Origin of the sequence: Streptomyces sp. A0958, assembly GCF_004795035.1 — a bacterium.
Classification (GTDB): domain Bacteria; phylum Actinomycetota; class Actinomycetes; order Streptomycetales; family Streptomycetaceae; genus Streptomyces.
The window spans coordinates 1-9,648 of the sequence record NZ_SSBK01000071.1; the positions used below are offsets into that span (position 1 = coordinate 1).

At 68.8% G+C, this 9,648-nt stretch carries 11 protein-coding genes and 2 pseudogenes; 5 read left to right on the forward strand and 8 right to left on the reverse strand.

What is annotated here, in order from left to right; genetic code table 11:
• Positions 1–396: 396 nt before the first annotated feature.
• Positions 397–687: pseudogene (locus E6P78_RS32045) on the reverse strand (DNA-3-methyladenine glycosylase); the annotation flags it as partial.
• A gap of 87 nt (positions 688–774) precedes the next feature.
• On the opposite strand from E6P78_RS32045, the gene E6P78_RS32050 reads away from it, so the two are divergent.
• Positions 775–1,503: a recombinase family protein gene (locus E6P78_RS32050; protein WP_240799460.1), complete on the forward strand. Its 729-nt coding sequence runs from the start codon at positions 775–777 to the stop codon at positions 1,501–1,503.
• A 64-nt stretch (positions 1,504–1,567) separates the two neighbouring features.
• On the opposite strand, the gene E6P78_RS32055 is transcribed toward E6P78_RS32050, so the two are convergent.
• The 3 genes and pseudogenes from E6P78_RS32055 to E6P78_RS32065 all read right to left on the reverse strand — a co-directional run.
• Positions 1,568–2,056, reverse strand: a complete 489-nt coding sequence (locus E6P78_RS32055) for a hypothetical protein (protein WP_168712761.1) — start codon at positions 2,054–2,056, stop codon at positions 1,568–1,570.
• 263 nt (positions 2,057–2,319) lie between these two features.
• Complete coding sequence (locus E6P78_RS32060) at positions 2,320–2,931, reverse strand: DNA-3-methyladenine glycosylase (protein ID WP_136207140.1); 612 nt, start codon at positions 2,929–2,931, stop codon at positions 2,320–2,322.
• 14 nt (positions 2,932–2,945) lie between these two features.
• Positions 2,946–3,203: pseudogene (locus tag E6P78_RS32065) on the reverse strand (DNA-3-methyladenine glycosylase); the annotation flags it as partial.
• 73 nt (positions 3,204–3,276) lie between these two features.
• On the opposite strand from E6P78_RS32065, the gene E6P78_RS32070 reads away from it, so the two are divergent.
• The 3 genes from E6P78_RS32070 to E6P78_RS32080 all read left to right on the forward strand — a co-directional run bounded on the left by E6P78_RS32070 (position 3,277) and on the right by E6P78_RS32080 (position 5,337).
• Positions 3,277–4,059, forward strand: a complete 783-nt coding sequence (locus E6P78_RS32070) for a sporulation protein (RefSeq protein WP_136207141.1) — start codon at positions 3,277–3,279, stop codon at positions 4,057–4,059.
• An 84-nt stretch (positions 4,060–4,143) separates the two neighbouring features.
• Complete coding sequence (locus E6P78_RS32075) at positions 4,144–4,683, forward strand: YbhB/YbcL family Raf kinase inhibitor-like protein (RefSeq protein WP_136207142.1); 540 nt, start codon at positions 4,144–4,146, stop codon at positions 4,681–4,683.
• A gap of 147 nt (positions 4,684–4,830) precedes the next feature.
• On the forward strand, positions 4,831–5,337 hold the full coding sequence (locus tag E6P78_RS32080) for an HNH endonuclease (protein WP_136207143.1): 507 nt from the start codon (positions 4,831–4,833) through the stop codon (positions 5,335–5,337).
• A 62-nt stretch (positions 5,338–5,399) separates the two neighbouring features.
• Here E6P78_RS32080 and E6P78_RS32085 read toward each other — a convergent pair whose 3' ends face one another.
• The 4 genes from E6P78_RS32085 to E6P78_RS32100 all read right to left on the reverse strand — a co-directional run bounded on the left by E6P78_RS32085 (position 5,400) and on the right by E6P78_RS32100 (position 8,540).
• Complete coding sequence (locus tag E6P78_RS32085) at positions 5,400–6,167, reverse strand: sulfite exporter TauE/SafE family protein (protein ID WP_136207144.1); 768 nt, start codon at positions 6,165–6,167, stop codon at positions 5,400–5,402.
• 60 nt (positions 6,168–6,227) lie between these two features.
• Positions 6,228–7,157, reverse strand: a complete 930-nt coding sequence (locus tag E6P78_RS32090; protein WP_136207145.1) for an SPFH domain-containing protein — start codon at positions 7,155–7,157, stop codon at positions 6,228–6,230.
• A 74-nt stretch (positions 7,158–7,231) separates the two neighbouring features.
• Complete coding sequence (locus tag E6P78_RS32095; RefSeq protein WP_136207146.1) at positions 7,232–7,663, reverse strand: NfeD family protein; 432 nt, start codon at positions 7,661–7,663, stop codon at positions 7,232–7,234.
• A gap of 79 nt (positions 7,664–7,742) precedes the next feature.
• Positions 7,743–8,540, reverse strand: coding sequence for an ABC transporter ATP-binding protein (locus E6P78_RS32100; protein WP_136207147.1), 798 nt, complete (start codon positions 8,538–8,540; stop codon positions 7,743–7,745).
• A gap of 153 nt (positions 8,541–8,693) precedes the next feature.
• Here E6P78_RS32100 and E6P78_RS32105 point away from each other — a divergent pair, with 153 nt between their 5' ends.
• Positions 8,694–9,473: a hypothetical protein gene (locus E6P78_RS32105; RefSeq protein ID WP_136207148.1), complete on the forward strand. Its 780-nt coding sequence runs from the start codon at positions 8,694–8,696 to the stop codon at positions 9,471–9,473.
• The last annotated feature ends 175 nt before the right edge of the window (positions 9,474–9,648 follow it).

The following is a 9,648-nucleotide window of genomic DNA, read 5'->3' on the forward strand; positions in this document are numbered from 1 at the left end:
GGCACGCTGTTGAGTTCTCAAGGAACGGACGCTTCCTTTGTACTCACCCCTGCGGGCTTTCCTCCGGGCGCTTCCCTTCGGTCTTGCGTTTCCGACTCTATCAGACTCTTTCGTGTCCGATTCCCGGCCGAAGCGGGCCCTGCTTTTTCGCTTTCCGGTTCTTCGCTTTCGCGTTTCCCTTTCGGCGTGTCCACTACTTTAGCGGATTCTCCCGGTTACTCATAATCGAGTCAGCGGGACCGAATTCCGGCATGCCGAAATCCGCACCCTCTGGGGTGAGTCGTAGGTAGTGGTTGGCCGCTTCGGGTAGGCGCGGCGTGCGATCCGATGGACCGAACCAACAGCTGTACCCGTGTCAAGCGACTCGGTCAACATTAGGTGCCCCGCATGGGCGAGTCAAGTTGACCTCCGGCGCGGTACGTGGGCGCGGTACGGACTCACCGTCGGGTCACCGCCGATCCAGAACCGCCATGGGTGCACCGCCCCGTCGCCGCCCACTCCGGTACGCGGTCCGTTGCGTACCTGGTCACGGGGTGGCGGCGTGCCGTGGAGCACGGACAGCTCGGCGCCCTCGTGGGCGATGGCGTCGGTGCCGTCCAGCGCCCGGCCGATGTCCAGGGCCGCCGCCAGGCGCGCCGGCCCTTTGGCCAGTTCTCTGTCATTACGGGCCGAAACTCGACGTTTACGCAGGCCCAGGGAGTGCTCGATCTGTCCACCCCGTCCGGCCGTCTGGCTGCTCGCATCGGCGCTGTGGTGGCTCGCAACAAGACGGAGATGCGAGTAGAGCGTCAGGTACTCGGACACCAGCGCCGTAGAGAGTCGGGCAGGCCGTTCTGGAGTACTCGCCCCTTCGGCTTCGAGCGCGACGGCAGGCACCGTGAGGCAGAGGCGGAAGCCCTGCGGCAGGCGTACCGGGATGTCCTGACCGGTGTCTCCCTCTGGTCCATCGCGAAGGACTGGAACGCCCGTGGACTGCTCTCGCCGCACGGCAAGGAGTGGCGCAGCTCGAACCTTCGGGGTGTCCTCTTGAAGCCGAGGAACGCGGGAATCCAGACGTACTCGCAGTGGGTCGAGAAGCCGGACGGGAAGCGCGTGCGGCTGACCGGGGAGACCGGTGCGGGCAACTGGGAGGCGATCGTCTCCGAGGGCATGTTCCGGGCACTGGTCCGCTACCTGAGCGATCCCGAGCGCAACACGGGCGGCGGCGGCAAGCGCAAGGCCTTGTTGTCTGGCGTCGTCCGCTGCTCGAAGTGTCAGGCCGTCGCCACTCAGGGGTGGAGCAAGAAGAACGCGGCAGGCGAGCGGTACCGCATCTACACCTGTTCAGGTGGCCGGTGCATCACCTGCCCGGCAGATGCTCTTGACTCCTTCGTGGTCCGGAAGGTCATCGACAAGGCCGAGGAGTGGAACGCGGCACCGGCCACGGACACCGGAGACGAGGATCGAGAGGCCGAACTGCTGGCCGAGGAGACTGCCGCGTCCGAGAGGCGCACCGCCCTCTGATGTAGCCAGCCATCCCCCACTGTGACTGAGCACTCCAGTTGGCACCGCTCGCCAGATCGAGCGCTCAGCCTGAGACATCCTCAAGCGGAAGGTGGTCTCGGAAGTACTGCGACTCCAGCCACTCCTCCTTGACGAAAAGTGGACGTGTAAGGCGCGCTTTCCCGACCCGCTGCGAACGCAGAAGAAGTCTGAGATCGGTCAGGGAAAGCGACTCGTCAGGGGTGTAAAGAATCGAGTTCCCATGCTCCGCGGCGTGGTCCAGCAGAAACTGACGGCCCTGCACTGGATCGCTTCCTGCCAACGGGAAGCCGGCCAGGAAGACCTGCGGACCGGTGACTGCATCCAGCGCGACGCATGCAAGCTTGCCCGCGTCGTAGAACGCCTGCACCCCGTCCGGGAAATCTTCCTGCTCGTACGGACCACCGACCCGCGCCAGAGGCCCAGAGACCAGCAGTGCGTCGGCGACCTCGGCTGGAGACATCCCGAACTTCAGCGGCCCCACGCCTTCTCCGGATCGCAGCTCCCAGCCCTCCCGCTCCACATCTGCGCTCATCCACCCACCCCTACGTCTGACCGGCCCAGATCTGCGTCTGTTGCTTTGGTTCGCATGCACCAGGCAGGGACAAGATCCCAACTCAGCTGCTCAAATGCCAACTGGAGTGCCCAGTCACACCCACCCGTCCGGTCCGAGTCGGCGCACGTCGGCAGTCGACCGGCCAGGAACGCGTCACACGTCGCGCTCGCGAACGATCACGCAACTTCTGGTCCGACTCCGCGCCGACTCACCGGCGGGCCGTGAGCAAGGCGCACAGCGGCTCAGGCCCCGGCGGACGGCTTGGCTCTCGGGCTCAGCCGGTACACCGAGACCGTCGGATCACCGGCGAGGTAGAACCGGTGTTGCCAGTCGTGCGCCTTGCTCACGCCTACCCGAGGACCAACCTGGATGAGCGCGGTAGGCACCGACTCACCCTCGGACAACATGACCGAGGTACCTGTCAGGAGGTCTGCGCCGTTGTGCTCCCCCGTGATGCCGAGTGCCTGACAGAAGTTCCCGGGACCTCGGGCGAGGCGTGGGCTCTCGACCCTCTCCCCTCGTCGCTTGCGTGCCAGGTCCTCCCCCTCGATGACCCTGCCTGCCCGGATGAGGACAGCCGAGGCGATGCCGTCCGTCCCGGTGACGACGTTGGCGCACCAGTGGAGGCCGTGGGACCGGTAGACGTACAGGTGTCCTGCGGGCCCGAACATGACGGCGTTGCGGGGTGTCCTGCCCCGGTAGGCGTGTGAAGCCGGGTCGGCCGTACCGGAGTACGCCTCGGTCTCCGTGATGGTGATACTCACGGTTCCCTCGGGGGTCTCGTGGGTGAGGATGGCACCGAGCAGCCTGGGGGCGACTTCTTCAGCAGGGCGAGCGAGGAGGGCAACGTTCATGCTGATCGCCTTGACATGCCGTACGTGAAGTAAACGTACGCGTGGCCGGGCGGTCCGTACATCGCGGTGTTGCGCTGCGTGCGGCCGCGGAAGGCGTGCGAGCCGGGGTCGATCTCGCCCGCGTACGCCTCCACCTCCGTGAGGCGCAGGGCGATCGGGCCGTCCGGCGTGCTGCGGACCAGAGTCCGGCCGAGGAGGTCGGGCGCCACCTCCAGAACGGGGCGGTCGAAGAAATCCCGCGTCAGCGGCGTACGGTCCGGGCTGTCGATCATGAGGGTCGAGGTTAGCGGGAACCGACCGTGATCGTCGCGCGTATGTAGGGGTCAGGATCTAGGAGGAGAAGACATGGGCTTCAAGCGGCTGCTCGCGAGCATGGGTGCCGGTGGCGCTTCGGTGGAGACGGAGCTCGCCGAGCTCAACGTCGTCCCGGGCGGAGTCGTTCAGGGTGAGGTGCGCATCCAGGGCGGGTCCGTGGACCAGCAGATCGAGGGGCTCTCCGTAGGTCTTCAGGCCCGGGTCGAGGTCGAGGGCCACGACCACGAGACCAAGCAGGACATCGAGTTCACCAAGCTGCGGCTCGGCGGCGCCTTCGAGGTCCGGGCAGGGGCGGTCCACGTCGTGCCGTTCGGCCTGGAGATCCCGTGGGAGACGCCCATCACCATGTTCGCGGGTCAGCACCTGCACGGCATGGACATCGGGGTGACCACCGAGCTGGAGATCGCGCGGGCGCTGGACTCGGGCGACCTCGACCCCGTCAACGTGCACCCGCTGCCGGCCCAGGAGGCCATCCTCGACGCCTTCGGCCGGCTGGGCTTCGGCTTCCGCAGCGCGGACATGGAGCGCGGCCACATCCGCGGCACGCGTCAGCGGCTGCCGTTCTACCAGGAGATCGAGTTCTACCCGCCGTCGCAGTACCGGGGGCTGAACCAGGTGGAGCTGTCGTTCGTCGCCGACGACCGCGAGATGGACGTCGTCCTGGAGATGGACAAGAAGGCGGGTCTCTTCAGCGAGGGCAGCGACTCGTACCGCGCTTTCAGGGTGGGTCTGCACGACTTCCACGAGACCGACTGGGCCGCATATCTGAACCAGTGGCTGGCTCAGGTCGGCGGTCAGCGCAACTGGCTCTAGTGTCGGAGGGAGAGAGATCTCCCGAGCAAGCCGACAGGCCGACCAGACCGACAGAGCCGACAGAGCCGACAGAGAGGTGCTGACGTGACCGAGCCGAAGAGGGCGCCGCTGCCGCACGACTTCCACCCGGAGGTTCCCTCGTTCACGGTGGTGAGCGAGGACATCGCCCCGGGGGCCGTGCTTGCGGACGCACAGGTGTACGCGGCCGGGAACACTTCGCCGCAGCTGCGGTGGGAGGGTTTCCCGGCGGAGACGAAGAGCTTCGCCGTGACGTGCTTCGACCCGGACGCCCCGACGGGCAGCGGGTTCTGGCACTGGGTGGTCTTCGACATCCCGGCGTCGGTGACACAGCTCCCGGCGGGTGCGGGCAGCGGGAAGTTCGAGGGGCTGCCCGCCGGTGCCGTACAGGCCCGCAACGACTACGGGACGAAGGAGTTCGGCGGGGCCGCTCCGCCGGCCGGGGAGAACCACCGCTACGTGTTCACCGTGTACGCGGTGGACAGCGAGAAGCTCGGTCCCGACAGTGACGCCCCGCCCGCGGCGGTCGGTTTCAACCTGCGGTTCCACACCCTGGGCCGCGCCCAGTTGATCGCCGAATACGCGGAGCCCGCCGAAACCGACTGAGACGAAAACTTCCTCAGCCGTTTGCCCTGCCCTGGTCCTGGAGAGATCAGGGCAGGGCGTTTTTTAATGCGTTGTCCATCACGGCCCGCCCGGCCAGAGTTGATCCGGGCCTGCCAGGGGGCGGCCGGCACACGGGAGGTGGGCGGGATGCGGGACACGCTGGTTCTGAACGCGAGCTTCGAGCCGCTGTCGACGGTGACGCTGAATCGTGCGGTGGTGCTGATTCTGCAGGACAAGGCCGTCGTCGAGCAGTCGCACCCCGGCCTGCGGATGCGCGGGGCCGCCGTGGACATCCCGCTGCCCCGGGTGATCAGGCTCTGCCGGTACGTACGGGTGCCGTTCCGAAGACAGGCCCCGTGGTCCAGAAGGGGTGTGCTGGTCAGGGACCAGCACCGGTGCGCGTACTGCGGGAAACGTGCGAGCACCGTCGACCACGTCGTGCCGCGGGCCCAGGGCGGGCAGGACACCTGGCTCAACACGGTGGCCTCGTGCGCCGAGGACAACCACCGCAAAGCGGCCCGTACGCCGGAGCAGGCGGGGATGCCGCTGCTGCGGCAGCCGTTCGTGCCGTCCCCGGCGGACGCGATGCTGCTGGCGCTCGGGGCCGGTGACCGGTCGGCGCTGCCGGAGTGGCTGGCGCAGTCCGCGGCGTAGCCGCCGTACGCCCGACGACGTGTCCGAAGCCCGTCCTCCGTGCGGAGGCGGGCTTCGGTCCGTCAGCGGAGGACCAGTTGGACGATGGCCGCCGTGCCGACCGTGACGATGAGGGCGCGCAGGAAGGCGGGGCTGAGCCGGCGGCCGACCTTGGCGCCGATCTGGCCGCCGAGCGCGGAGCCCACCGCGATCAGTACGACGGCCGTCCAGTCGAAGTCGGCGACGAAGAGGAAGAAGAGCGCGGCGATGCTGTTGACGACGGCGGCGAGGACGTTCTTCACGGCGTTGAGGCGCTGCATGGTGTCGTCGACCAGCATGCCCATGAGGGAGAGGTAGATGATCCCCTGCGCGGCGGTGAAGTAGCCGCCGTAGACGCTGGCGAGCGTCAGGCCGATGAAGAGCAGGGGGCCGCCGTCGGGGTGGGCCGGAGTGCCGGTGCGGGCGCGCCTTTGCTGGACGGCTCTGCTGATGCGCGGCTGCAGGATGACCAGGACGAGGGCCAGGGCGACCAGGACCGGGACGATGGTCTCGAAGGCCGTGGAGGGCAGGGCGAGGAGCAGGGTGGCGCCGGTGAGGCCGCCGACGAGGGCGCCCACGGTGAGTTTGAGGACACGGGGGCGCTGGCCTTCGAGTTCCTTGCGGTAGCCGATCGCGCCGCTGATGGAGCCGGGGATCAGGCCGAGCGCGTTGGAGACCGTGGCGGTGACCGGGGGCAGGCCGGTGGCGAGCAGCACGGGGAAGGTGATCAGCGTCCCCGAGCCGACGATCGTGTTGATCGTGCCGGCGCTGATTCCCGCGGCGAAGACGGCGAGCATCTCCCAGATGGACATGGCGTATCCCCCGTGCATGATCGGTGCTTGCTGGACCGATCATGCACGGGGGTGTACACGTCAGTCGAGCGGGGGTTCCTCCCGGCGTTCCTTGCCGGTGTTGAAGCCGGGTACGCCGGAGCCGAGGTTGCCGAAGGCGCCGCTCAGGCCCTTGAGGGCGTCGCCGATCTCGCTGGGCACGATCCAGAGCTTGTTGGCGTCGCCCTCGGCGATCTTCGGCAGCATCTGGAGGTACTGGTACGACAGGAGCTTCTGGTCCGGGTCGCCGGCGTGGATGGACTCGAAGACCGTACGGATGGCCTGGGCCTCGCCCTCGGCGCGCAGGGCGGCGGCCTTGGCCTCACCCTCGGCGCGCAGGATCGCCGACTGCTTCTCGCCCTCGGCGGTGAGGATCGCGGACTGGCGGGTGCCCTCGGCCTGGAGGATGGCGGCGCGCTTGTCGCGGTCGGCGCGCATCTGCTTCTCCATCGAGTCCTGGATGGAGGTGGGCGGCTCGATCGCCTTGAGCTCGACGCGGTTGACGCGGATGCCCCACTTGCCGGTGGCCTCGTCCAGGACTCCGCGCAGGGCCGCGTTGATCTCCTCGCGGGAGGTGAGGGTCCGTTCCAGGTCCATGCCGCCGATGATGTTGCGCAGCGTGGTGACGGTGAGCTGCTCGATGGCCTGGATGTAGCTGGCGACCTCGTACGTCGCGGCCCGGGCGTCGGTCACCTGGTAGTAGATGACGGTGTCGATGTTGACCACCAGGTTGTCCTGGGTGATCACGGGCTGCGGTGGGAAGGGCACGACCTGTTCGCGCAGGTCGATCCGGTTGCGGATCGAGTCGATGAACGGGACGACGATGTTCAGGCCTGCGTTCAGGGTGCGGGTGTACCGGCCGAAGCGCTCGACGATGGCGGCGCTGGCCTGGGGGATGACCTGGATCGTCTTGATCAGAGCGATGAAGACGAGCACCACCAGAATGATCAGGACGATGATGATCGGTTGCATCGTTTCCTCGTGCCCTTCGGTTGATGATCGTCATCGAGTCTGACAGAACACGCCTTGGTGTGGGGGCCGTTCGGTCACATGACGACGGCCGTCGCCCCGTCGATGTCGACCACATCGACCTGTTGGCCCGGTTCGAAGCTGATTCCGGCGTCGAGCGCGCGGGCCGACCAGATCTCCCCGGCCAGCTTGATGCGGCCGCCCCCGCCGTCCACGCGTTCCAGGACGACGGCCTGACGGCCCTTCAGGGCGTCGATGCCGGTGGCGTGCTGGGGCGCGCGGTCCGCGCGTTGTCTGCCGGCGATCGCACGCACCACGGCGGTCAGCGCCACCGAGACGATGACGAAGACCAGGACCTGGGCGACGATTCCGCCGCCGAGGGCCGCGACGACCGCGGCGGCGACCGCCCCCACGGCGAACATGCCGAACTCGGGCATCGCGGTGAGGACGAGCGGAATACCCAGTCCCACCGCACCGATCAGCCACCACACCCACGCGTCGATGTCCACGCGGCCATCGTAGGACCGCGGACACCTCTAAAGACAGGGCGCAACCGGGCGGGTACGGCGGCCGGGCCGCCGTACCGGCTCAGGCGAGCGGCAGTCCGCGCGCGGTGTAGCGGTCGCCCTGGTGCTCCACGACGAGCGGCAGGCCGAAGCAGTGGGAGAGGTTGCGGGAGGTGAGCTCGGTCTCCATGGGGCCGGCGGCGAGCACCTTGCCCTGCCGGATCATCAGGACGTGCGTGAAGCCGGGGGCGATCTCCTCGACGTGGTGGGTCACCATGATCATGGAGGGGGCGTACGAGTCGCGGGCCAGCCGGCCGAGGCGCCGGACGAGGTCCTCGCGGCCGCCGAGGTCGAGACCGGCGGCGGGCTCGTCCAGGAGGAGCAACTCGGGGTCGGTCATCATGGCGCGGGCGATCAGGGTGCGCTTGCGCTCGCCCTCGGAGAGGGTGCCGAACTTCCGGTCGAGGTATTCGGTCATGCCGAGCCGGTCGAGGAAGGCGCGGGCCCGGTCCTCGTCGACCTTGTCGTAGTTCTCGTTCCAGGTGGCGGTCATGCCGTAGGCGGCGGTGAGCACCGTCTGCAGGACCGTCTGGCGCCTGGGGAGCTTGTCGGCGAGGGCGACGCCCGCGATGCCGATGCGGGGGCGCAGGTCGAAGACGTCGGTGCCGACGCCGCCGAGCCGCTCACCGAGGACGGTGACGCTGCCCTTGCTGGGGAAGAGGTAGCTGGACGCGATGTTCAGCAGGGTGGTCTTGCCGGCGCCGTTGGGGCCGAGGATGACCCAGCGCTCCCCCTCCTTGACCGACCAGGAGACGTCGTCCACCAGAGCGCGTCCGTCGCGGACCACGGATACGTCCACCAGCTCCAGTACATCGCTCATGAGCGCGTTGTCTCCCCATGCAGTGTCGAGATCGTCGCGTGCCTGTAGGCACAGCTCCCAGGGAAAACCTACGCCACCGCGGGAGTGCGGAGGGCGCTGGGCCCGTCGTCGTGCGGCAGACGGGGGTGTGGCGGGAGCTTCTAAGCTGTCGGCATGCTTTCGGAACCACGCTCAGGTCTGCTGGCCGCTTGGGGCAACGCGTTGCTCGCGGGGCTCGTGTCGCCGGACGACGCGGCGCTCGCCATCGTCGGGGAGGACGCGGTGCACCGCGTCGAGGGGCTGCCCGGTGAGGCGGGACCGGTCGGTCTCACGTTCGCGCTGGGGCGGCTGCGGTCGCTGGGGGTGAGCGGGTTCCGGGTCGCGCTGCCGGTGCCGGGGCATCCGCTGGGACTGAGCGGTCCGGCCGATTTCAACGCCCGGGCGCTGGACGCGGAGGAGGCCGTGGTCACCCACGGTGCGCCGTACGGGCTGGTGCCCGAGGTGCGCGAGGCGGGGCCGGCCGGGGATCTGCACGTGGATGTGGTGTGGCACTGCCTGGCCGTACGGGAGGCGCCGCCGGCCGATGTCCCGTCGCTGGGCGAGGCGGAACGGGAACTGGCGGAGGCGTTGCGGGACGCGACGGCTCTGTTGTCCCGGCTCGACGTGGCCGGGTCGGGGCCGGTGGCCGAGGCGGCGGTGGACGCGTACCGGGCACGGGCGGAGCGCGGGCGCGAGGTGCTGGCCCCCGGGTACCCGCCGCGGGCGGTACGGGTGCTGGAGCTGGCGCAGCGGGTCGGGCTGCTGATCTCGGTGGCGTACGAGAACGGGCACGGCGGTGCGGTGAGCGCGTCGGAGATGGCGGCGCGGGGCGAGGCGCTGCGGCCGGTGGAGCGGGTGGCCCGGCGGGCGCAGGTGGCGGCGTACAACGCGTATGTGGAGGAGCGGGCCCGCTAGGGCCTCTCCGGCGGATCTTCGTGGGCCCGCGACGATCCGCCGGACAGACCCTAGAAGATTGCTGAAAATGTTGGGTTCTGGCCCCGCTCCGGGTGGAGTGGGGCCAGTCTTGTGTTCATGCAGGGTGAGTGGGCTGGGGAGAGCGTCGGCGAGGACGTGTGGGAGTCGTGCCGGG